The sequence below is a fragment of the Candidatus Nitrosopelagicus brevis genome, from assembly GCF_000812185.1.
Classification (GTDB): Archaea; Thermoproteota; Nitrososphaeria; order Nitrososphaerales; family Nitrosopumilaceae; genus Nitrosopelagicus; species Nitrosopelagicus brevis.
In genome coordinates, this window is sequence record NZ_CP007026.1 from 844,214 (window position 1) to 868,382 (window position 24,169).

General features: G+C 34.4%; 25 protein-coding genes and 1 pseudogene. 16 read left to right on the forward strand and 10 right to left on the reverse strand.

What is annotated here, in order from left to right; genetic code table 11:
* Positions 1–43: 43 nt before the first annotated feature.
* Genes T478_RS05060 through T478_RS05070 form a run of 3 tightly spaced genes read right to left on the reverse strand, consistent with a single transcriptional unit; the run spans position 44 to position 4,266 of the window.
* Positions 44–2,545 (reverse strand): methionine synthase, encoded by a 2,502-nt coding sequence (locus T478_RS05060; RefSeq protein WP_048105639.1) that lies wholly within the window; start codon positions 2,543–2,545, stop codon positions 44–46.
* 39 nt (positions 2,546–2,584) lie between these two features.
* The gene (locus T478_RS05065; protein WP_048105645.1) at positions 2,585–3,535 is read right to left on the reverse strand and encodes a homocysteine S-methyltransferase family protein; all 951 of its coding nucleotides are present in this window, start codon (positions 3,533–3,535) and stop codon (positions 2,585–2,587) included.
* Positions 3,532–4,266 (reverse strand): methylenetetrahydrofolate reductase, encoded by a 735-nt coding sequence (locus tag T478_RS05070; RefSeq protein ID WP_048105647.1) that lies wholly within the window; start codon positions 4,264–4,266, stop codon positions 3,532–3,534. Before T478_RS05070 ends, T478_RS05065 begins: the two co-directional genes overlap by 4 nt.
* Before the next feature lie 89 nt (positions 4,267–4,355).
* On the opposite strand from T478_RS05070, the gene T478_RS05075 reads away from it, so the two are divergent.
* The 3 genes from T478_RS05075 to T478_RS05085 are packed head-to-tail and all read left to right on the forward strand — an operon-like array spanning position 4,356 to position 7,535.
* Complete coding sequence (locus tag T478_RS05075; protein ID WP_052433897.1) at positions 4,356–5,816, forward strand: PEFG-CTERM sorting domain-containing protein; 1,461 nt, start codon at positions 4,356–4,358, stop codon at positions 5,814–5,816.
* Positions 5,813–6,358, forward strand: a complete 546-nt coding sequence (locus tag T478_RS05080) for an NUDIX hydrolase (protein WP_048105649.1) — start codon at positions 5,813–5,815, stop codon at positions 6,356–6,358. Before T478_RS05075 ends, T478_RS05080 begins: the two co-directional genes overlap by 4 nt.
* A gap of 49 nt (positions 6,359–6,407) precedes the next feature.
* On the forward strand, positions 6,408–7,535 hold the full coding sequence (locus T478_RS05085; RefSeq protein ID WP_048105651.1) for an MFS transporter: 1,128 nt from the start codon (positions 6,408–6,410) through the stop codon (positions 7,533–7,535).
* On the opposite strand, the gene T478_RS05090 is transcribed toward T478_RS05085, so the two are convergent.
* From T478_RS05090 to T478_RS05100, 3 genes are read right to left on the reverse strand one after another with little or no spacing between them, the layout of a single operon-like run.
* Positions 7,516–8,274 carry an ABC transporter permease gene (locus tag T478_RS05090; protein ID WP_048105654.1) on the reverse strand — a complete coding sequence of 253 codons (759 nt, stop codon included), beginning with the start codon at positions 8,272–8,274 and terminating at the stop codon, positions 7,516–7,518. The genes T478_RS05085 and T478_RS05090 overlap by 20 nt on opposite strands.
* Before the next feature lie 10 nt (positions 8,275–8,284).
* On the reverse strand, positions 8,285–9,040 hold the full coding sequence (locus T478_RS05095) for an ABC transporter ATP-binding protein (RefSeq protein ID WP_048105656.1): 756 nt from the start codon (positions 9,038–9,040) through the stop codon (positions 8,285–8,287).
* Positions 9,033–10,064: an ABC transporter substrate-binding protein gene (locus T478_RS05100; protein WP_048105658.1), complete on the reverse strand. Its 1,032-nt coding sequence runs from the start codon at positions 10,062–10,064 to the stop codon at positions 9,033–9,035. The genes T478_RS05095 and T478_RS05100 overlap by 8 nt, the downstream gene beginning before the upstream one ends.
* Positions 10,065–10,198: 134 nt before the next feature.
* Between T478_RS05100 and T478_RS05105 the strand changes: the two genes are divergently transcribed.
* The 13 genes and pseudogenes from T478_RS05105 to T478_RS05165 all read left to right on the forward strand — a co-directional run.
* A complete protein-coding gene (locus tag T478_RS05105; RefSeq protein WP_048105661.1) occupies positions 10,199–11,374 on the forward strand; it encodes an argininosuccinate synthase in 1,176 nt (391 codons plus the stop codon).
* 20 nt (positions 11,375–11,394) lie between these two features.
* Positions 11,395–11,562, forward strand: a complete 168-nt coding sequence (gene lysW/argW / locus T478_RS05110; RefSeq protein ID WP_048105664.1) for an alpha-aminoadipate/glutamate carrier protein LysW — start codon at positions 11,395–11,397, stop codon at positions 11,560–11,562.
* Positions 11,563–12,417, forward strand: coding sequence for a lysine biosynthesis protein LysX (gene lysX / locus T478_RS05115; RefSeq protein WP_048105666.1), 855 nt, complete (start codon positions 11,563–11,565; stop codon positions 12,415–12,417).
* 43 nt (positions 12,418–12,460) lie between these two features.
* Positions 12,461–13,507 carry an N-acetyl-gamma-glutamyl-phosphate reductase gene (gene argC / locus T478_RS05120; RefSeq protein ID WP_048105668.1) on the forward strand — a complete coding sequence of 349 codons (1,047 nt, stop codon included), beginning with the start codon at positions 12,461–12,463 and terminating at the stop codon, positions 13,505–13,507.
* Positions 13,508–13,510: 3 nt separating this feature from the next.
* The gene (locus T478_RS05125) at positions 13,511–14,311 is read left to right on the forward strand and encodes a [LysW]-aminoadipate/[LysW]-glutamate kinase (RefSeq protein ID WP_048105670.1); all 801 of its coding nucleotides are present in this window, start codon (positions 13,511–13,513) and stop codon (positions 14,309–14,311) included.
* Entirely contained in the window at positions 14,308–15,489 is a 1,182-nt protein-coding gene (locus T478_RS05130) for an aspartate aminotransferase family protein (RefSeq protein WP_048105672.1), read from the forward strand. Before T478_RS05125 ends, T478_RS05130 begins: the two co-directional genes overlap by 4 nt.
* Positions 15,476–15,895 (forward strand): HTH-type transcriptional regulator LysM, encoded by a 420-nt coding sequence (lysM, locus tag T478_RS05135; RefSeq protein ID WP_048106967.1) that lies wholly within the window; start codon positions 15,476–15,478, stop codon positions 15,893–15,895. The genes T478_RS05130 and lysM overlap by 14 nt, the downstream gene beginning before the upstream one ends.
* A gap of 115 nt (positions 15,896–16,010) precedes the next feature.
* A complete protein-coding gene (locus T478_RS05140) occupies positions 16,011–17,192 on the forward strand; it encodes a LeuA family protein (RefSeq protein WP_048105674.1) in 1,182 nt (393 codons plus the stop codon).
* 6 nt (positions 17,193–17,198) lie between these two features.
* Positions 17,199–17,366 (forward strand): alpha-aminoadipate/glutamate carrier protein LysW, encoded by a 168-nt coding sequence (lysW/argW, locus tag T478_RS05145; protein ID WP_048105676.1) that lies wholly within the window; start codon positions 17,199–17,201, stop codon positions 17,364–17,366.
* Positions 17,363–18,208, forward strand: a complete 846-nt coding sequence (gene lysX / locus T478_RS05150) for a lysine biosynthesis protein LysX (RefSeq protein WP_048105678.1) — start codon at positions 17,363–17,365, stop codon at positions 18,206–18,208. The genes lysW/argW (T478_RS05145) and lysX (T478_RS05150) overlap by 4 nt, the downstream gene beginning before the upstream one ends.
* Positions 18,208–19,329: a M20/M25/M40 family metallo-hydrolase gene (locus tag T478_RS05155; RefSeq protein WP_048105680.1), complete on the forward strand. Its 1,122-nt coding sequence runs from the start codon at positions 18,208–18,210 to the stop codon at positions 19,327–19,329. The genes lysX (T478_RS05150) and T478_RS05155 overlap by 1 nt, the downstream gene beginning before the upstream one ends.
* Positions 19,329–20,366, forward strand: a complete 1,038-nt coding sequence (gene dph5 / locus T478_RS05160; protein ID WP_048105682.1) for a diphthine synthase — start codon at positions 19,329–19,331, stop codon at positions 20,364–20,366. The genes T478_RS05155 and dph5 overlap by 1 nt, the downstream gene beginning before the upstream one ends.
* Before the next feature lie 69 nt (positions 20,367–20,435).
* Positions 20,436–20,867 (forward strand): annotated as a pseudogene (locus T478_RS05165) (FAD synthase family protein); the annotation flags it as partial.
* Here T478_RS05165 and T478_RS05170 read toward each other — a convergent pair.
* The 4 genes from T478_RS05170 to T478_RS05185 form a co-directional block, all read right to left on the reverse strand.
* Positions 20,864–21,556: a DUF120 domain-containing protein gene (locus tag T478_RS05170; protein WP_048105687.1), complete on the reverse strand. Its 693-nt coding sequence runs from the start codon at positions 21,554–21,556 to the stop codon at positions 20,864–20,866. The pseudogene T478_RS05165 and the gene T478_RS05170 overlap by 4 nt on opposite strands.
* A complete protein-coding gene (dnaG, locus tag T478_RS05175; protein WP_048105689.1) occupies positions 21,556–22,704 on the reverse strand; it encodes a DNA primase DnaG in 1,149 nt (382 codons plus the stop codon). The genes T478_RS05170 and dnaG overlap by 1 nt, the downstream gene beginning before the upstream one ends.
* A gap of 99 nt (positions 22,705–22,803) precedes the next feature.
* Positions 22,804–23,160: an iron-sulfur cluster insertion protein ErpA gene (gene erpA, locus T478_RS07835; protein ID WP_048106970.1), complete on the reverse strand. Its 357-nt coding sequence runs from the start codon at positions 23,158–23,160 to the stop codon at positions 22,804–22,806.
* 237 nt (positions 23,161–23,397) lie between these two features.
* The gene (locus T478_RS05185) at positions 23,398–24,159 is read right to left on the reverse strand and encodes an enoyl-CoA hydratase/isomerase family protein (RefSeq protein ID WP_048105691.1); all 762 of its coding nucleotides are present in this window, start codon (positions 24,157–24,159) and stop codon (positions 23,398–23,400) included.
* Between the last annotated feature and the right edge of the window lie 10 nt (positions 24,160–24,169).

Sequence of the window (24,169 nt, forward strand, 5' to 3'; positions counted from 1 at the left end):
TTTCGAACAAATTTTCCTCTTTTTAAATCAAGCGTGATTTTTACTATAAAACAAAGTATTCTGCTTCAGGATGATGAACAACTATTGCTGCAGTTGACTGTTCAGGTATAATTTGTCCAGATTCTGTCAGCTCCATTCCAGATTTTTCTCCATGAATTAATTTCCATACAAGATGTTGTTGAGTTGTATCAGGACAACTTGGATATCCCCAACTATATCTCAAACCACCTTTATCAGATAATTCAAGTTCGGTTTTAATTTTTTCATTTATCCATTCTGCCATTGCTTCAGCTGTTTCAACAGCAAGACCATGTAGATAATATGCATCAGTATACTTGTCTTCTTTATCCCATTTTTCAATCAATTCAGCAGCTTTTGTACCAACAGTTACAGACTGAAATGCCACTATGTCATTTTCTCCAAAATAATCTGTTAAACACAGATGTTTAGTTTTTGATGAACGAGGAAAATCAAAAACTATGTCTTGACCGTCTGAGCCATCTACAACTAATTTATCATCACGATTATGACATGAGAAATATCCGTAAACAGCTTGCGGTTCAAAGAGATTATCTTCAATTACACGTTTTTTCCATTCAGCGAGAAGTTTTTCAGGATCATCAATTGTATCAGTTTTTGAGTTTCCTCTAATTCCCCATGATAGTTTGAAAAGTGATTTTTTATTCAAATGATTCCAGATTTCATTTAGATCAAAATCTTCAGGTCTTAATCTGATAACTTCATTAAGTTGTGGCGGAGTTGGTGGAGAAACAGGTTTGATATCGCTATGAGGAAGATTCTCAGAGTCAACTTGCTGAACTTTAGTTTCCTTCCAGTTTGATAATTTATCTTTCCAATTATTTACAAATTCATCTTTTTCGTCAGAAACTAGTTTATCCATTGTTTTAAGACCGTCAAACATGGTGCCACAGTAAAACATTCCAGGTTCATAGATTCCATCTTGTTTTGCAATTCGGTTAATGTAATTACTGTTTATTGCAGCACCGCCACATAGTATTGGAATATTGACATCAGTTTTTCTTGCATGTTCGACAAAAAATTGCATTTGTTTTGATGTTGATACTAATAGTGCTGAAAGACCTACAGCATCAGGTTTTACCTCATTAATTTTTTCTACAAATTTTTGTAAAGGTACCTGTTTTCCTAAATCATGAACAGTGTATCCATTATTTTCAAAGATTGTTTTTACCAAGTTTTTACCAATATCGTGAACGTCTCCATACACGGTTCCTAGAACCAAAATACCCTTACTGGTACCCTCTTCTTTTAGTAGGTATTTTTCTAATTCCTTAACAGCAGCTTTCATGCATTCTGCAGATTTTAGTACGAAGGGAAGAATTAATTCTCCAGCACCAAATTTGTCACCAACAATTTTCATCGCAGGTAAAAGATCATCATTTAATGTTTGAATTGCTCCTTGGTGTGTAACTTCTTTTGTGGCGTTTATCGATAAAACACCATCATTATCCACAAGAATATCCTTTTGAGATAGTTTTTCTACAATTGCAGATACAACATCATTTTCTATTCCATCTTTTAATCTGTTAATAATTCTAAAATTTGAGCGCTGTCCTGCAGGCCATGTTGGATCAACATCAACTTTCTTGGTTTTTGATGATGAATCCTGAGTTTGATTTTCAAAATGAGTAATTAAGTCGGATAACGCATTTGGATGTTTATTGAAGATCAAATCTTCAACTATCTTCTTTTCTTTTTCATCGATTTCAGTATACGGAGTAATTTCACGTGCATTTACAATTGCACTGTCAAGGCCATTTTGTACAGCATGATACAAAAATACTGAATTTAATACGCGTCTGGCTTGAGGGGCAAGACCGAAGCTGATGTTACTTAAACCAAGAGTGGTAAATGATGTTGGAAATCTTTCTTTGACAAGTTTAATTCCTTCCAAAGTATGTTTTCCTGCATCAAGAAATTCTTCTTCACCAGTAGCAAGAGTGAATGTTAGGACATCAAAGATGAATTGTTCTGGACGTAAACCATATTTTTTTCCAGATTTATACAATAGTTCAGCAGTTGCAACTTTTTGTTCAGGAGTTTTTGCCATTCCATCAGGACCAATACATAATGCGATTGCAGGAATTCCATATTTTGCCATCAATGGGGCTAATGCTTTGTATCTACTTCCATCACCTTCTAGATTGATAGAATTTATGATTGGTTTACCAGGAATTTGTTCAATTGCAGATTCAATAACTTGAGGATCTGTAGAATCAATAACAAGAGGAGCATCAATTTCAAGACTTAGACTTTTTACAAGTTTTAGAATAAACTCTTTTTCATCTGAACGTTCAGTTGTTGCAACACATACATCAATACAATGGGCTCCATCTTCAACCTGAGTTCTTGCCAAGTCAACCAACCCATCAAAATCATCATTGAGAACTAATTCTTTTGCTTTTTTAGAACCCTGGGTGTTAAGTCTCTCACCAATTATTAGAGGACCTACCTCTTGTTTCAAATCAACGGATTTGATTGAAGAACTTACTCTAGCCTTTAACATATAGAATTGTGGATGAAATTTTTGTAAATACTTATCTCATCAATCTTTCTTTTGCTGGTCAATAATTTTTCTTAATTGTTGAATATGCTCAGGATCTGTACCACAGCAACCACCAATTATGTTAATTTGTGGATATTCCTCTATGAATGAATTTAGTGCAGATGCCATTTTTTCAGGTGTCATTTTGTATACTGCTTGACCTCCAACATTTTCAGGCATTCCAGCATTTGGAATTACTAACAATGGCTTGTGTTTTTGATCATTCAACCATTGTATGCTAGGCTCCATTTCAATTGGACCCGTAGAACAATTCAGACCAAATACATCAATTCCCATTTCAGAAACAGTGGTATATGCTGATTGAACATTTGTTCCAAGTAACATTTTTCCATATTGATCTAAAGTAACATTTGAAATCAATGTTACTTTTTTTCCAGTTTTCTCCATTGCAATATGAGATGCTTCAACTGCTAATTTCACTTCTAGTATATCTTGACTAGTTTCAATTAGTAAAGCATCTGCGTTTCCTTTGATTAGTCCCTCGGCTTGTAACTCAAATGCATCTCTAATTTGAGACAAAGGCATCTGTCCAAGGTCAGCATCATTAGAACTAGGTAAATAACCAGTAGGACCCATAGAGCCAATAACAAATCTCTGTCTGTCTGTAAATTCATCACAGACACTTCTTGCAAGTTCTGCATTTTTTTGATTTAGTTCAACAGTTTGTGAACCAAATCCATATTCATCTAATTTAATTTTGTTTGAACCAAAGGTGTTAGTTTCAATGCAATCTGCACCTGCAGTAAGATATTTTCGATGAATTTCCTTTATCCAGTCAGGTTTTGTCGTAGATAATCCATCATTAAATCCATCTTTCCCATCTGGAAAATCTTCAGAGTTTGGTTGATACCTTTGAATTTCAGTTCCCATTGCTCCATCAAAAAGAAGAATTCTGTTTTCTAATGCTTCTGCAAATGTTTCTTTATTCAATTTTGTAATCGAGTTAAGAAGTCTAATGCTCCTTTAAAATCATTTGGAGAGGTTAGTAAAACATCACCAGTAATACTCTCAATTTCAAGAACGAAAGATGAGAAATTATCTTCATAGTTTGACCAATCAAGGTTAAGAAATTGTGCAGAGCGTGAATTTTTTTGTGAAGGGAACAACAAACAGGGAATAATTTCAAAGTTTTTTGGATTTAGATAATCATGTAGTCTTTTTACTTGAGAAATATCATGAACTACCTGAGTTACAAAACCATTTGGTTTAGATTCCACTTTTTTAGAAATTTTTTCAAAATTTGGCTTACTTGGAAGCGATAAAAAGAGATTAATTTTTTCATTAAATCCATTTTGAATTAGATGTTTTACTGCAAAGCTTGGAATAACTCCAGATTTGTAATCATTTTCAGGAGATGGATCACCCATCAAAATTAAAATTCCATCGATGTTGGCATTAATGGCAGAATCAACGATGTCAGTGATCTCTGAAATTGTTTTATCAATTACTCGTAGGCTAATAGTAACATTCAGTTTTGGATGTTTTTGCTTGATTTCTGCACCGATAAGTAATGGAGAAATTCTTTCAATCCCTAAAACAGAATCAGTTACATGAATTCCATCACAAAATTTACTGATTTGCTCAATTCTCTCATCTAGTAACTCAATTCGTGAGGGAGGATCAGACACCTTTGGAGGATTAATCTCATATCGGATTGTCATATGTGAAATGACTAAACACTTGATTAAAACTTCTCTATGTTTAGTGATTTACTGATTAGGTTTTTATCTAATTTTCACAGATTTAGCGTATGAGAAAATTTGCTTTTACAGTAGTAGCATTAGCATTGTTTTCAGTATTTTATCCAGGATTGGCCGATGCAGGGATGTACGGAGAAGTATACATCCCAGATCACGAGTTTGTAGGATTTTATGATGAAGCCGGTGTGTACACAGTATTTGCAGGTGTTAAAAATAAGGAATATTTCACAATACAACCAACCATTACACTTTCTGTTATGGATGGTAATCAGAGATTTGAACAAACACACAAGTTAGCTGCAATTGAACCTGACAAAATGCTTCCATTGAAATTACAATTTCCTGGTGTCACCGGTCCGTCACCAGTTTTAGAGGAACCATCGATAACATATGAAGAAACAGTAAACCAATACATTGGAGGATACGTGCTTTACGATTCTTTAGACATACAAGAAGATGGAAGTATTGTTGGAAAGATTAGAAACGGCGGAGAAGAAACATTTGAAAAATTTAGAATTTATGCGTTGATTAAAGATAAAGATGACAACATATTGGATGTTTCATCATCAGAAATATTTCAGACAATGAAACCAGGAGAAGTTTTTGAGTTCAAAATGCTTGCTTCACCGCATATTTCACAAGACGTTGATTACTACAGTTGTTTTGCATTCGGAGATGATTCAATTATGCCTTTGACAGCAAAACAAAATGATGGAACGTTTACCTTTAGATATACTGCAAATGCATGGTTCAAAGATGCAGAATTTACTGACGATGGTACAGAATTAAACATGTATTCAACAAATGGATTTCAACTCCCAGTTGTAGGAAGTTTTGAATTTCCTACAAATTCCATTAATGAAAAATATGAAGTAATTTTAGATGGAGAGAAAATGGCTAAAGGTGCAAGTGCAAAAGATCCTAAAATTAAATTTACAGAATCAGTCGAAACGTTACAAAGTATAGATGAAATGGGAAATTGGCATCTTTACTTTGAAGTACCAGAAGCATTTCAAGGAAATGTAAAAATTTCTGGATTCATGGAAAATGATGGAACAGTAGCAGTACCTGATGAGATTGATTTGACAACTCTAATTTATTATGAAATTGAAGGAGGAGAGATTTTAGATATCACTGCTATGCCAAAAAAAGCATCATTAGTCATTAACATGGATTCCACCGATGATGGAGAATTATCATTGAAAATTAATGATTTTCTTGTAAGGCCGTTTGATAATGGGGAATTTATTGCACAAATTCATTCTGAACCAGGTTTGTTTAGTGATGAAACAGAAACATTGTACATAACAGATGAATTTGGATTTGAGAAGGGATTGACAATTACAATTCCATTCAAGAAAGGTACTGAAAAAATAGAGATTTTTGGCAGTTATGTTGTACCAGAATTTGGTCAGATGGTCATGATAGTCTTAGCAGTGACAATTATTGGAATTGTGATTATTTCAAGAAAGACAAACTCATTTAGTAATTTGTTTTACACAAAAATGTGAATTTAGGAAAAATTAGAGATTCATTAACATCTGAAATTAATCCGAATTTAGTTAACAATAATGAAACTAAATTAGCATCAGTTTTAATTATAATTTTTGCCGAATCACCAAAAATTCTCATGATAAAAAAACCAATTACAATGAACCATCATGGAGGTGAAATAGCATTTCCAGGAGGAAAGATATCTGATGAAGATAATGATTTGCTAGATACTGCACTTAGAGAAACTAAAGAAGAAACGGGCATTACTGTTGAACGTGAAAAAATTATAGGTCAGTTGGAACCTGTTACAACATTAAATTCAGGATTTACAATTTTACCATTTGTTTGTATTTTAGATAAAATTGAAAATTTAATGCCGAATTCAGAAGTGGATGAATTTTTGGAAATTCCTTTGATAACATTTTTAGAAACTCTCGCAAATGATTCAGATCCAGAGCATAATTCAATTCAAGAAATGTACACGTTTACATTTGAAGATCATTTGATATGGGGAGCATCAGCTAGAATGTTAAAGCAAATTACAACTAAATTAAAATAAGAACAAATTGTACCTCTTCTTTCAAATTAGGTAAAAAAATAAGAAATATGTGTTACAAAGAGATAATCTAAATAATCTAGTTAGAGGTACGACCTTTTTCCAACATTCTGGAATAGCAATTACATTTGTTTTTATGCCAATTATTGCAAGTGTTGTCGCAAAATCTGTTTTTGAAATTGGAATAATTGTTGCATCATTTGCATTTGCACAAATTTTAACTGAAACATATTTCGGTCGTATGTCAGACAGAAAGGCAAAACGATTGCTTTTCATTAGAGTGGGCTTTATTTTATGTGCAATTACATTTGGTTTGCATTATTTTGCAGATAATACCACATACTTAATCATAGCAAGATTGGGTGCAGGAATAGCATCAGGAATAATGATTCCACCAATGTTAGCATATGCATATGAGGCAGGAAAAGGAAAGTCCAAGGTTGCATCAGTAATATCATTTCATGCATTAGGATGGCTTGCAGGCATAGTTGCTGCAGGAATAGCAAATGATGAAAAATTAATTTTCGTGGTGAGTAGTTGTTTTTTCATTATAGGATTTCTCATTTCATTGAAGCTTCCTAAGATACAGACAGAGAAAATTGTTGAGAAAGGAATTATCAAAAAGATTATTGTGAAAAACAAATTTCTTTTTTCATCATTATTGGTTCGCCATGTAGGAGCAGCTGCAGCATGGACAGTTCTGCCAATTATGTTAATGGAATACTTTGGTGCAGAATTATATCAGGTTTCAATGGTATACGTTGCAAATACGCTAACCGCATTTCTTGTTATGAATCTGATGTCAAAGAGAATTCAGATTCAAAATATAACAAAATTCAAGATTGGAATAGGAATGACAGTCATAGTATTTGTTGGACTAGCACTAATTACAGAGTGGTGGATGGCATGGCCATTTATGGCAATAGTTGGATGTTCATGGGCATTTTTATTCATTGGAGGGAACTTCCACCTAATGGAAAATAATCCAAGATCAACGTCAACTGCAATTTTTAGTTCTACACTAGCAATTTCTACAGTAATTGGTCCAGTAATTGCAGGAAGTATCGCATACTATACAGACTATACAGCAGTTATGGTTTTTGCAATTATAGTTTCATTTTCAGCATTTATAATTTCAACTAGGATGAAATCAGAAAAACCTAACGAAGTCCCCATTTAGTCATAACTTTGTCTTCTATTTTTTTAAAGACAAAGCCATCAATTAAAATTCCAATTCCCATAATTACCAACATCATTGCAATAACTTGAGATACATCATTTAGTTGTCTTCCAACATTTAACAAGAATCCAAGTCCTAAAAATGAAAAGAGAAGCTCTGCACCAATTACGCCTCTCCATGCAAATGCCCATCCCTGTTTGAATCCTGTGATCATGTATGGAAATGCAGCAGGTATGAGAATTGTTGTGACTAATTGGCCACCTTTAGCACCCATATTTCTTGCTGCTTCAATGAAAGATGGATCAATATTTTTCACTCCAGTGTATGTATTGATAGTAACTGCAAATATTGCACCAATCGCTGTAACAAAGATAATTCCCGAATCAGTCAAACCAAACCACAGAATTGCAAGTGGTACCCAAGCCACAGAAGGAATTGATTGTAATCCAAGTACAAGTGAACCAATCGTTTGATTAACAGTTTCAACACGAGCCATGAATATTCCAAGCATCATTCCACCTCCAATTGCAATTGCTAGACCAATAATCAAACGCCACATACTAGTTCCAATTCCATAAAACAAACTACCATCAGAGATTCCATACAGTAAGTCTTCTCCAACTTCTATAGGAGAAGGAAATATGTTATCGGGCCATATGTCTGCGGAATCAATTCCTTGCCAAACAACTATGATTAGCACATAGAATGCAATTTTTTTACCAAAGAGATTTGCTTTCATCTAATTACACCTATTTTGGCCCCTGGTGCCTTAATGCGGCAAGAATTTGTTTTTCGAATTGTCCCAAGTTTTCATCTTCTGCAACACGAGGTCGTTTGTAATCAATATCAAGTGATTTCTTTACTACTGAAGGTCGATGACTGAATACAGCAACTCGTGAACCAAGTACAGCTGCTTCAGGTACATTATGCGTAACAAAAATTATGGTCTTTTTTGTTTTCTGCCAAATCATTTGCATTTCAACTAGAAGCAAGTCTCGAGTTTGAGAATCAAGTGCAGCAAATGGCTCATCCATCAATAATACGTCAGGATCCATCACAAGAGCACGAGCAATAGCAACACGTTGTTTCATTCCAGTTGATAATTGGTATGTGTATGAATTAGCAAATTGAGATAATTGCATCATGTCAAGATATCTTTTCGATATCTCATGACGCTCCTTTTCAGGTATACCTGCAACCTTCAGACCATACTCAACATTATCTTCCACAGTCAACCAAGGGAACAATGCTCCTTCTTGAAACACCATGATTCTATCAGGTCCAGTATTGACAAGTTTTTTTCCATCAAGTAATATTTCACCATCGTCTGGTTTTTCCAATCCAGCTAATATTCTAAGAAAAGTTGATTTTCCACATCCTGATGGACCAACAATACATACAAACTCTCCATCATTAACAGTGAGATTTACTCCACCAATGGCCTTGAGAGGTTTTCCATCATGTTCAAAATATTTTATAATATTTTTAGCTTCTATCTTACCCATTATGATTTTCCTCGTTTGATGTTAAAGATATGTTTTCATGATAAAAAAGTCCATCAAGTGTATAACCATCACGTCCAAGATACCCAAGAGCATCAGCGCGTTCAGCAAATGTATAGATTGAATTTTCTACAGGTTGTGATGTAATTATGATATTAGAAAATGAGTCTTGAACAATTTTTTCTGGTAATGTTTTACCCATGTATCCTTTCATGAATTGATTATAGAGTTCTTTTGATTTATCAGGATTATTATTAATCCACTGTACTGTTTCCTTATTTGCATTAATCCAGTTTTTAATTATTTCAGGATTTTTTTCAATATAATCAGACCGTCCAATTAGTAATACAGACGAAAATTTGTTTTCGGGCCAAATTTCATTTTCATCAAATAAACGAACTCCATCTAATTCTTCAACTAACATAGTTGCCCAAGGTTCTGGAACCCATGCACCATCGATGTCACCTTTAGCAAATAGTGTGTAGATATCAGGATTTGCTATATTCAGAACAAAAACATCTCCACCCTTTTCAGCAGGGGTTAAACCGTTTTGTGCAAGATAATGTCTGAGAGAAACATCCTGAGTATTGCTAATTTGTGGTGCCGCAACTCTTTTTCCAGAATAATTTTCAATTGATTCTAAACCAGAATTTTTTTGTATAATAAAACTAGCACCGCCATTAGCAGCACTTGCAAGAATTTTCAAGTCCTTTCCGTCAGATTTCAAATAACCATTGATTACAGGACCAGGTCCGACATAAGCAAGGTCAACAGAATTTGAGAAGATTGATTCAATAACCTGAGGACCACTATCGAATATTTTCACTTCAATATTCATGTCATCGTCAAGATTATCTGCAAAAGTTTGATTTTCCATTCCTACGATTGGAACTGCATGAATAATACTTGGGAAAAATGCAACACGGATTTTATTTTGAGAATCATCAACAGTAGATTGAGATAACCCTATGACTGCGACGAGTCCAATTATCACAATTCCAATACCAACCAAATATGGAATTTTCATAAAACAGCGTTATGTCTGAAAGTTAAATAGCCATCGAATTTTAGCTCTAGCTATTCATTTTTAGATCATATAACGAGCCCAAAAATTGTTTATCATAAAAGATAAATGCCCACATACATTCAAACAGTTGCATTATGAAACAAAAATCAATACTTGCATTTTCTGGCGGACTTGATACATCAGTCGTTGTCAAATACATGCAAGACATGCACAATATGGATGTAATTACAGTAACAGTTGACGTAGGTCAAGGAGACGATAATAACAAAATTGCAAAAAAAGCAAAAAAACTTGGAGTGAAAAAACATTACAACATTGATGCAAAGAAAGAATTTGTTACAGAGTATATTTTCCCAGCAATAAAAGCTAATGCACTTTATCAAAAGAAATATTGTCTTGCAACAGCACTTGCAAGACCATTAATTGCACATAAAGTACTCGAGATTGCAAAAAAAGAAAAAGTTTCATCATTAGCACATGGTTGTTCTGGAAAAGGTAATGACCAAGTCCGTTTTGATAATACATTAAGGTCTGGTTCAAACTTACCAATAATAGCACCTATTCGAGATATGAATTTAGATCGTGAAACAGAATTAAAATTTGCAAATAAACATGGAATAGAGATTGATACTGTTGCAAAAAAATTTAGTATTGATCAAAATTTGTGGGGGAGGGCAATTGAAGGAGGAGTATTAGAAAATCCATTTAATGAACCTCCAGATGACGCATTCATTTGGATTAAAACAAAAAATTTGCCTGAAAAACCTTCCTATTTGAAAATTAAATTTGTTAAAGGAGTACCGACAGAAGTTGATGGTAAGAAATTACCTCCTGTAAAATTAATTGAATATATCAATAAAAAAGCAGGAAATAATGGTGTTGGAATTGTTGATCATATTGAAGATAGGGTGGTCGGAATAAAATCACGTGAAGTATACGAAACACCAGCCGCAATTTGTCTGATAGAAGCACATTCCGATCTTGAAAAAATGGTACATACAAAACATGAAACAAAGTTCAAAACATTAGTTGATGACGAATGGGCATGGATGGTTTATTCGGGTTTGTGGGATGACCCATTAAGAAAAGAATTAGATCAATTTATCGAACAATCTCAAAAACGTGTTACTGGTACTGTAAAGCTAAAACTTCACAAAGGAAATGTCAGGGTAGTCGGAAGAGAATCAAAATATTCACTGTATAGTCACGACATAGCCACTTATGGAAAGGATTCCACGTTTGATCAGAAATTAGCCAAAGGTTTCGTTGAATTGTGGGGAATGCAGTCAACAGAAGCTAATAAATTCTAGAGATTGGTGCAAAAAAAAATATGAATTGTCCAGAATGTGACGCAAATATGAATATCCCAGAGGATGCCGCTGTAGGCGAAATAGTTTCTTGTGGAGATTGTGGTGCAGACTACGAGATCGCAAAGAAAGAAGGTTCTGATATTGAGTTAAAAGAAGCTGAAACAGTAGGCGAAGACTGGGGAGAGTAATTGCAAAAAATTTGCATAGTATTTGATAGATTAAGAACTGAGGAAAAACTACTGCAGAAAAAGGCAGAAGAGCTTGGTTATGAAACATCAATGATAGATGCAAAGATTACAAGTTTCGATACAGACAGTAAACCAGAAAATTTTGATTTTGGTGATGTTGTTTTAGAACGTTGTGTGAGTTATTACCGTGGACTACATTTTACAGCTTGTTTAGAATTTTTGGATATTCCAGTAATTAACAAATTTGATGTTGCCAATACATGTGGAAATAAAATGATAACATCCATGTTATTAAAAAAAAATAATATTCCTACACCAAAAACATATTTCTCTTTTTCAGCAGAAACAGCATTAGAAAATTTTGAAAATATAGGATACCCACTTGTAATAAAACCAATAATTGGAAGTTGGGGAAGAAGTGTAATGCCAATTAAAGACAAAGATACTGCCGAAGCTGTAATTGAAAATAGACAAGTAACCGATGGACCACAAGATAGAATTTATTATTTGCAAGAAATGATTGACCGACCACCACGAGATATACGAGTCATTACAGTTGGAGATCAGGCTGTATCTGCAATGTATAGAAAATCATCAGGAGGTTTTAAAACAAACATAGCATTAGGAGCAGACCCAGAGCTTTGTCAAATAACAAAAGAGATGGAGGATTTGTGTGAAAAGACATCAAAGGCAGTGGGTGGAGGAATATTAGGAATCGACTTGATGGAAGACAAAGAAAAAGGCTTGGTTGTTCACGAGGTCAACAATACTGTAGAGTTTAAGGGGTTAGTCAAAGTCTCAGAAAAAAACATTCCAAAAGAGATGATCGACTATGCGGTTCGTAATATCAAGTGATAATATCAAGTACCGTTAAATTATGCTTCGTTAGGAAAATATTATGAAAGTAGGAATTGTCGGTGCATCCGGTTATGTAGGAGGAGAAGTTCTCAGACTATTACTTAGCCACCCTAAAGTTGAGGTTTCAATGGTTACATCAAGACAACACGTAGGAAAATTTCTGCATAGGGCACAACCTAGCCTCAGAGGCTTTACCGATTTGAAATTTTCAGAATTAGATTATGAAAAAATGAGTGACTCTTGTGACTTAGTTTTCACAGCAGTGCCACACGGAACTGCAACTGATATTGTCAAAGCATTGTATGACAGAGGAATGAAGATTATTGATTTGAGTGCAGACTATCGTTTGCACAACCCAGAAGATTACGGAAAATGGTACGGATGGGAACATCCACATCCAGACTATTTGGAAAAATCTACATTTGGCGTTCCAGAATTACACAGAGAAGAGATTAAAAAATCACAATTAGTTTCTTGCCCAGGTTGTATGGCAGTTACATCAATGCTTGCATTAAATCCATTAATCAAAAATGATTTGATTGATACTGATCACATTATTGTTGATTCAAAGATAGGTTCGTCTGGTGCAGGTGCAGGTGCAGGTACATCACATGCAATGCGTGCAGGAGTCATACGACCATACAAACCAGCAAAACACAGACACACTGGAGAGATTGAACAAGAACTAAGTCAAACTGCTGGTAAGAAGATTAAGGTAGCAATGAGTCCACATGCAGTGGATGTGGTAAGAGGAATTTTATGTACAAATCATACATTCCTCAAGAAAGATATTGATGAAAAAGAACTTTGGAAGATTTATAGATCAGAATATAGTGAAGAACGATTTATCAGACTGATTAGAGATAAAGAAGGTCTACATAAATTCCCAGACCCAAAGTTTTTGGTTGGTTCAAACTTCTGTGATATTGGATTTGACCTAGATAGAGACAACAATAGGTTAATTGCATTATCGGCATCGGACAACCTAATGAAGGGTGCAGCAGGTTCTGCAATTCAAAACATGAATGTCATGTCAGGATTTGATGAGTTCGAAGGAATTATGTATTCCCCTCTAACACCTGTATAATAGATGATTACAATAAAAATTGGCGGCAGTGTTGTCGATAACTTACATCCATCAACAATAGCTGATATCAAAAAAGTTGCACAAAAAGAGGGAGTGATACTGGTTCACGGAGGAGGTAAAGAAGTAACCAAAGTTACAGAACAGTTAGGTAAAGAACCAAAATTTGTTGTGTCTCCAAGTGGAATAAAAAGTCGATATACCGATAAAGAAACTTCAGAGATTTTTACAATGGTAATGTCAGGAAGAATAAACAAGACCATTGTTCAGATGCTACAAAAAAACGGAATAAATGCAGTTGGTCTTTCAGGAATGGATGGAAAAACAATAGAAGCAAATCGGAAAAAGAAACTGATGATTATGAACGAAAAAGGAAGAAAACAGATGATTGATGGAGGATATACAGGTAAGATTTCAAATGTAAACTCAGAATTGATCAAAACAATCATGGAAAAAGGCTATACGCCGGTCATCTCTCCAATAGCGATTAGCGAAGAATCAGAATTTCTTAATGTAGATGGAGATAGGGCAGCAGCAAATGTTGCAGGCCATGTGAATTCGGATAAGGTGTTATTTATTACAAATGTAGACGGATTACTCATGGAAGACAAGTTGGTGGAAAAATTATCCCTTGAGAAGGCAAAAGAAATAATGCCAAAGATTGGATTTGGAATGGAGAAAAAAATACTTGCTGCAACAGAAGCACTTGAGATGGGAGTATCAGAAGCACTAATTGCAAATGGACAAAGAGAAAATCCAATTTCATCAGCAATAGAACATAACAAATGCACGGTGATTTCTAAATGAGTGAAGATAAATTCCTTGGGAATCTCTACCAAAGGTTTCCTGTAACTGTTGATAGAGGAATAGGTGCACATGTTTGGGACACGAATAACAAAGAATACATTGACTGTATGGGAGGATATGGAGTAGCATTACTTGGACATCAAAATGAAAGAGTGACAAACGCACTAAAATCACAATTAGAAAAGATCATTACAGTTCATAGTTCATTGTATAACAAAACACGAGAAGAGTTTCTAGAAAATCTTTTCAAGGTAGCACCAAAGAACCTATCACAAGTCCATCTAAACAACAGCGGTGCAGAAGCAATTGAAGCAGCAATGAAATTTGCACGCAAGTTTACAGGTAAAACTGAGATGGTAGCCATGAATGGTTCATACCATGGAAAGTCCATGGGCGCATTATCAATCACATTTAATCCAAAGTACAGAAAATCTTTCAAGCCTCTTATCGAGAAAGTATCATTTTCACCATTTGGAGATATTGAAAAACTTCGTGAAACAGTAAATGATCAAACATCATTTGTAATCTTAGAACCAATACAAGGAGAGAGTGGAATACATGTAGCTCCTGATGGATTTTTGCAAGATGTCAGAAAATTATGTGATGAAAAAGGAATTTTATTAATTTATGATGAAATTCAGGCAGGATTAGGACGCACTGGAAAAATGTGGGCACATGAACATTGGGATACACCACCAGACATACTATGTTTGGCAAAAGGAATTGCAGGCGGAGTTCCAATGGGTGCAACATTAGTCAAGCCAGAGATTTTAGATTGTATTTCAAAAGGAGAACATTCATCCACATTTGGAGGAAATCCATTGTCATGCGCAGCAGGTCTTGCAACAATGCAGGCATTAACACAAGATAAGCTTGTAGAAAATTCTGCAAATATGGGAAGATTATTTAGACAAGGATTAGATAAATTGAAAGAAAAACATCCAGTGATTAGAGAGGTTCGAGGTAAAGGACTCATGATAGGTGTAGAATTAAAATTCGAAGTGAGAGATATACTAATGGAAGGTATTGAGAAAGGATTACTCTTACTATATTCAGGAAGAAATATTCTAAGATTACTTCCTCCACTAGTAATAACTGAGGCAGATGTAACAAAATCTTTAGAAATACTAGATGAATTATTTACTAATGAGGAGAAAAGAAAAAATGCTCAAGGATAAGATAGATGAAAAAATTCTAGAATACTTAAGAAATGATTCAAGAGAATCTTTTGTAGAAATTGGTAAAAAATTAAAGCTTTCAGAATCTGCTGTTCGTAGAAGAGTAAAGAATTTGGTTGACAGTAAGGTTATTGAAAGATTTACTATCGAGATGGGTGAAATGAATTCTACAAGTGCAATTGTTTTGATATCTGTCGATTCAACTACAGATACATCAAAAGTATCATCAAGATTAACAAAATTGAACGCCGTCAAAACAGTTTATGAAATAACAGGACAGTATGATATTAGTGTCATAATTAAAGCACCAAGTATCACCGAAATTAATGCAGCAATAGATGAATTAAGAAAGATACCAGGCGTTATTGATACAAACACTGTAATTATTTTAAGAACAATCAGATAAACGAAAATCGATACAAATTTTTAAAATCATACTAAATTAGATCATAAATGGTTGAATATCTGCGATGCTAGTACGATTATGTTTATATTAATGATTTATTGCAACGAAATTAGTAATGACTGATCCGAATCACTATGCAGACATGTATAACGCATATGAAAAGACTCCAAAAAAAATTCATATATTGGATTCAACACTACGGGAAGGTGAACAACACCCAGGTGTTTCATTCACAAACAAACAACGAATTCAGATAGCATGGATGTTAGATTATTTTGGAGTTGATCAAATTGAAATTTCACCAGTGGTATCACCTGATCATAGAGAAGCTACAAAAACAATAATCCAACAGGGATTAAGAGCAGATATTGTTTCGCACGGAAGAGCATTACGAGAAGATATTGATACATCATTATCATGTGATGCAAAATGGGTAGCAGCGTATCTAGGCATATCAGATATCCATCTAAAAGATAAATTAAGAATTACAAAAGATGAAGCATTAGAACGTGCAGTAGATACAGTAACTTATGCAAAAGATCATGGATTAAAAATTAGATTTACAGTAGAAGATGGTAGTAGAGCAGAACCAGAATTTTTGCTAAAGTTATGCAGAGCAATTGAAGAAGCAGGAGTGGATAGAATTAGTCTGCCAGACACTGTTGGAATAATGAGACCAATTGGAATGTATAATTTCGTTAAAAAAATTCGTAGTGAAATTAAGACACCACTTGATGTCCACGTACACAATGATATTGGGTTTGCATTGGCAAACGCATTTTCAGCATGTGATGCAGGAGTTGATCAAATTCATACAACGATTGACGGTATCGGAGAAAGAACAGGAATACCAGCATTAGCTGAAGTAGCAGTAGCCTTGACATATCTTTTCAAATCTCCAAATGATTTTAGACTAGATATGTTAGCAGATCTTTCAAGACTCATAGAACAATATACTACAATTAAGCCATATGATTCAAAACCAATTGTAGGATCATCAGCCTATAAGCACAAGGCAGGAACACACTTGGCGGCAATACTCAATAATCCAGCAGCCTATGAACCAATACCACCAAGAGTAGTCGGCAATAGAAGAAAGATAGTATTTGGGGAATTGGCAGGCAAAACAGGTGCTAGTTATCTTATGTCATTATTAGGAATAAGCAAGGATCCTGAAACTGCAAAAAGTGTTGCAGCCGGGCTAAAAAATCTTAGAATGGGAGATGTTTTAGAAATCCCATTAGAGGATCGCCTTGAACGTAAAATAATTAAGGATGAAAAAAAAGGAGAAAAATAGATAAAAATGACAAATTGCCCTGAATGTGATGCAAATATGAAGATCCCTGACGATGCAGTAGAAGGCGAAATTGTCACCTGTCCAGAATGCGGCGCAAGTTTTGAACTTGCTAAAGCATCCGAAGGTTTTGAGTTAAAACCAGCTCAAACAGTCGGAGAGGATTGGGGACAGTGACCAGCAAGATTTCAATCCTTTACGATACAATCCGTCTTGAAGAAAAATTACTAATCGAATCTGCAAAGAAAAATGATATCGCAATAGACATGGTAGATTGTAAAAAATTGTTTTTGGATTTGAATGAAAAAAATTGCTTGGACGGACCAGTATTACAAAGATGTGTTAGCTATTACAGGAATTTACATTCGACTGCAGCTCTTGAAGGTCAGGGTGCCAAAGTAGTGAATTGTTTGAATACAGGAATTTTTGCGGGAAATAAATTATTTACACATATGTTATTACAAAAGGCAGGAGTTCCAACACCAGATGCAACAGTTGCATTTTCAAAGGATTCTGCATTGGAAGCATTAGAAAAACATGGATTTCCAAAAATTATTAAACCAACAGTAGGGAGTTGGGGAAGAATGGTTTCTAAATTAAATGACATGGATGCAGCTGAAGGAATTATAGAAGGAAGAGAAGCAATGTATCCGATTCACCACATACATTTTCTTGAAGAGTTTGTCCAACGTCCACCACGAGATATTCGTGTGATTGTGATAGGAGACAATGTTGCAGCTGGAATATACAGAAATTCAGGAGATGGGAATTGGAAAACAAACACACACCTAGGAGGTTCAGCAGAAACCTGTGAAATTACTAAGGAACTAGAAGACATATGCATTAAGGCAAAAGATGCAGTGTTTGGTGATATTGTAGGTATTGATCTAATGGAAAGTAATGAGAAAGGATTGGTAGTACACGAAATAAACAATACTACAGAATTTAGAAATGTTGTTAGAGTTACAGGCGTAGATATTCCAAAATTAATGTTAGAACATGTCAAGGGGTTTGCATAATGGATGATCATTTAGAAACTTCCAGATATGCGATTAAAACTTTGGAAAAAGCATTAAGAATCTATACTCCATCATTAAGCGAAAAGGCATTAGCTGATTTTCTTGCAGATAGATGTGACGATTTAGGATTCAGAGATATTCATCAAGATGAAGTTGGAAATCTGATTGCAACAAAAGGTTCAGGCGAACCAAAGATAATGCTATGTGGACATATGGATGTCGTTCCTGGAAAAATTAAGGTAAGAATAGAAGGTGACATGTTGCATGGCAGAGGCGCTTCAGATGCAAAAGCCCCACTAATTGCAATGTTGTTTGCAGCTGCAAGTATAGGAGAAAATGAGGGAACAATAACATTTGTTGGCGCAGTAGATGAGGAAGGTAATGCAACAGGAATAAAAAATTTAGTGAAGAATACACCTGATGTTGATTATGCAGTTTTTGGAGAACCAAGTAGTATTCAAAAAGTTACAATTGCATACAAAGGTCGATTAGCAATTAATCTAAGAGTGAATGTGAAGGATAGTGCACATGCAAGTGCTCCATGGTTAGCAAAAAATGCAATAGAGGAAATATCATCAGTTGCAATAGAATTAAAAAATGAGTTAGAAAGCGGCCAGGAAAATAAGACTAAAGGAATGATGCTTACTGCAACCCTTACAGAGATCCGTGGTGGTACTAGTCACAATGTAACACCAAAAGAATGTGTTGCAACCTTAGATATCAGAATCCCAGTAGATATGAATTGTAATGATATTGAGGAAAAAATAACTAAAATAATTAATGAAATGTCAATAAAGAGAGAAATTGAAGTTTTGTATTCAGTGATAGATGAAACAGAACCATTTGAAGCTGCACATAATTCACCATTAGTTAGAGCATTGACATTATCAATTTTGGATGTAGAAAAGAAAAGACCAATGTTGATTAGAAAAACAGGTACAGGAGACATGAATGTAATTGGAAATCAACTAAAGATTCCAGTAATTACATATGGTCCAGGAGATCCTCACGAAGCTCATACAATTGATGAAAAAGTTTCGATTGAAGAGTTTGTTAAAGGAATAGAAATTCTGAAAAAATCACTACACCATTTAAAAAGACTGCATGATAGAACGAAATAATGCTGTGGTTTATTGGATTAGGTATTTCAGGTATTTCAGAATTATCAAATAGTACGCTAGAAGTCATAAAAAATGCAGAAATTGTATACTTGGAATCTTTTACCAGTCCGATTTCAGATACAGAAAAAAAACAGCTAGAAGATATTTCAGGTGGAGAGTTCAAGACTGCAAAAAGATGGTTGGTTGAGGATGGAAATGAAATATTAGAAAATGCAAAGAATAGAAAAACGGTGTTAATTTCATATGGTGACCCATACATTGCCACAACACATCTAGAACTGAAAACACGAGCAATTAGAGATGATATAGAGACAAGAACAATTCATTCATCTTCAATTGTTTCATCATTAATTGGAGAAGTGGGATTACACTACTACAAAGTTGGAAAGGTACTGACCATCATGAATGATCCAAAATCAATGATTACTCCATACAATACAATTTTTGAAAATTTGTTGGGAAAAACACATTCAGTGATTTTATTGGAATATAATGAAGATAAGTCATTTTTCTTAGATCCAAAAGATGCTTTATCATTATTACTAAATACCGAAAAAACACAAAATAGAAAAGTTATTTCAGAAGAAACTTTTGCAATTGTTGCATCAAGAATTGGGAAGGATAGTCAAAAAATAATTTCAGGGAACATTTCAAACCTAATTAAAAGTGATTTTGGAGAAGCACCGCATAGCATAATCATACCTGGAAGACTACATTTTACAGAATCAGATGCAGTAAAAACTGTCACAGAGTGTTTGGATGAACCGACTGACAATTCAGCAGATGTGAAGAGTATTTCTGAACAAATGATTGAAAAATACGTTCCAATGGTAAGAGAAGCATTGGCAGAAATCAAACCACATTATGAAAATCTTAAAGAATATGAAGATGTCTTGATAAATGCAAAATTGTACATTGATGATGCTGAGAATTTTCTTAAAGAAGGAAAAAAAGAATATGCAGTACTAAGTATAGGGTATGCAGATGGTCTGGTTGATGCATTACGTATTGCAAAAGGTTTTGACCCAAAAATGTGATAACGATGAGTTGAAATTGGACATATCATGAATCAAAATGGTATGAAAACACTCTCAGAAATACAAAATTCTTCTTCAAAGATTGTTCTAGCAGGAGGAGTTTTTGATATAATTCATCCAGGTCATATCAATACGTTAAATGCCGCAAAAAAACTTGGAGATATTTTAGTGGTGGTTGTAGCCACAGATAAAACAGCAGTTAAGATGAAGAAACGTGAACCTTTACACAATGCTCAGTTAAGACAAGAGTTAGTTTCATCACTAAACATGGTTGATGTATGCATTATTGGGGATGAAGAAGATATTTTCAAGACAGTGGATTTGGTTAAACCGCAAATAATTGCTTTAGGTTATGATCAAACTCATCAGGAAAAATTCATCACAGAAGGATGCAAGAAAATTAACTTAGATGTAGAAGTGGCCAGATTAGAATCACCAAGACCTGAAACCTCAAGTTCATCAATACAAAAAGAATACGGTAAAGACATTCACGGTCTCTAAGAAAAATTATCTAAAATTGAGATTTTTACTTTAACATTTGATTTTTCAGAAATTTTTAGTGCTTTACGAATATTATGTTTTGAGATAAATTCAACTATTGTTGTATCATGATGAGTTCGTTCCAATAAAATTAATTCACAATCGACTTTGTTATTTATTTTTGATTTGAAGCATTTTACCCATCCAAATGTTCTCTTGCCATCAGAAAATGGATTAATCTTTATTCCCTCATAATTTGATAATTGTGAAATAGCTTCAGAGAATTTTTTTTCTTTAATTTGGACATTCAAGGTTCCAGGATATGGGACGTACCCCAATTTTGATTTGAATTGTTTAGTATAGCCTTTCATTGACATGTAATATGCTCCTTCACCCATTCCAGAAGTAATAGTACCAGTAAATGTCAGAGAGTTTGAAGACTTTGAGATTAATTTTGATAAAAGATTATGAAGTGTCGATAATTCCACGAATCCCTTATGGGTAATTTTTATTGATTGTTTTCGTCCAGATTGAATTCTTTCAATGAATCCACCTGACTCTAATTCTTTCAAATGTAAGGATGCCGATTGTTGTGATTTACCTATTTCCTTTCCAAGAGATGTAGTAGTAACATTAACAAAATTGTGTTTTCCACCTTTTGATAAGATATGTGCTAAAGTTAGAAGGTGCTGTGTTTTTAGATCAGTCATTAATTAGATGCTATACCAAGTTCTCTAAATGTTTTTAATGAAACACCATCAGAGTTAGATAATTTTGCAGTTCTATGACCAATTATACTTTCAACACCTGCAGTTTTTGCAGCGTCTACTAATCTTTGAGTAATTATACCATCTAAAATTAGATATTTTATTCCAGATTGACCAGTTATTTTTCCAACTAATTCAGGAATTGCAACTCTAAAGACTTCAGTATCATTTGAATCAAGTGCAATTGCTTCTAGGGATTCATTTAATTCTGAGAATTTATTTTTACACAATTCTGCAAGAGGACCATCATCGACATTTTTAATTTCAGGTGCAGACAACTCTTCTTCCATCTGTTTTTTCACAGGTGCTAAAATCTCATCAACTCTTTTTGGAGTTAATTCTTCAACTTCAATTCCAGTATCTGCACGTAATTCAACATCAACATGTACAACTGATTTTAATTCTTTTAAGATAAATCCACCAGCTCTATCACCATCAGTGAATGCTACAACCTTTTCTTTTTGTTCACATAATTCTTTGATTGATTCATCTATACGTCCACCTTCAAAGGCCAATGCATTGTCATAACCAGCTCTCAAAAGATTAATGATATCAGCACGACCTTCTACAAGAATTACCCATTTAGAATCATGTATTCCAGTACTACAATGGAGTTTTTTTGGACCGTATGTTGTAATTTTTTCAGAATTATTTTCATGAACTTCTTCAAGCATTTCTTGTCCTTCACTTACTGAATTTGTTGACCATTTTTGCTTGATTTCTTTAGCACGTTGCAAGATATCCTGTTTTTTGTTTGCTCTAACATCTTCTATATCATCTAATCTGAATGAACTATCAAATGGACCAACTTTATCGATGCTTTCAATAGCTGCAGAGATTAATGAACATGTATCAATATCAGTGCTCATTGGTAACAATGCGTCACCTTTAGTAGTATTTTCAGTACTGAATGTATTTACTTCAATTCGACCGACTTTAGATACTCGTTGTAACTCATTCAGATTCATTTCAGGTCCCAAAAGACCTTCAGTTTGTCCGAATATAGCTCCGATTATATCTGCTCGTTCGACAAGTCCGTCAACTTCGAATGATAGTTTAACGTGATACTTGACAATACCGGTATATGGCAATTATTTATCATCTCCTTAATATTCAATATTCAGAGATATAATTTGAGATTTATAAACGATTTGAATAAATTAAATGAAAAAGAGAGAAAAGAAAAATGTCTATTCGGTACTGAATGAAGAGCCACATGAACAAGATTTTGTTACATTTGGATTATTGATTTTGAAACCAGAACCCATTAGGCTTTCAATATAATCGACGTTTGCACCGTTCAAATGATCAATGCTCATACTATCGACTAGTACTTTGACACCATTTTCTTCAATTACTCTATCATCTTCCTCAGCTTCTTTTTCAAAGCCCATTCCGTATGATAGACCAGAACAACCACCACCTTGAACGTAAATTCTTAGGTATTGCGGGTTTCCATCTTCCTCAGCCATGAATTCTTTGATTTTTTCAGCGGCTGGGGCAGTGATTGTTACCACTTTACCTGATTGTGCTTTTGGTTGTTCCAATTCAGCAGATGCTTGTTGTGGTTTTGGAGTCTCAGTATGAGTACTGCAAGAATCACCGACTGTTTCAGTTTGAGCCTCGTGATTTGGACCACATCCACACCCATGATCACCATGTGATTCATGAGCTGCATCGTGAGTTTGTTCAGTTGCCATACAGATTTTCAATCCTCAAATTATAAGAAGCTTTTCCCCCTTTGTAGGGTATTAATAAAGAAAATAAGAAAAATAGAGTGAATTCTATTTTTTGGATTTATTAACAAAGTCTACCATACGCTTTTCTCTATCAGGATCAGAGAAACAGTTTCTCCAAGCCAATAGTTCGACACCTAGACCGGTATCTAGATCTGCATTTCTTCCTTTGTTAATAGCTGTTTTTGACATGCGAACTGCGAGTGTGGCATTTGATGCAATTGTTTTTGCCATGCTCATAACCTCTTCCATTAGAGATTCTAATGGAACAACATTATTGACAAGACCAATTTCTTTTGCTTCAGCTGCTTTGATCATTTTACCAGTATAAACAAGCTCTTTTGCTTTTGCAATTCCAACTATGCGCATCAATCTTTGTGTTCCACCCCATCCAGGAGGAATTCCGATTGTAACTTCAGGTTGGCCCATTCTTGCATTTTCAGATGCTATACGAATGTCACAAGACATTGCAACTTCACATCCACCACCTAATGCAAATCCATTAACTGCAGCAATTGTTGGTTTTGAAACATTTTCAACGGTTGCAGTTACTTCTTGCCCAAGTTTTGCATATACTTCAGATTCATCAGCAGATATTTTTGACATGTATTCAATGTCTGCTCCTGCTGAGAATGCTTTATCGCCTTCGCCAGTCAAAACAATTACTTTGACGCTATCATCTTTATCGAGTTGCTCAAATGTAGAAATAATTTCTCGAGCGACATCAATGTTCATAGCGTTAAGCTTTGTTGGGCGATTAATCTTTACGACACAAACGCCTTCGTCTTTGCTTGTTGTAATCATTGACATGATAGGAAAC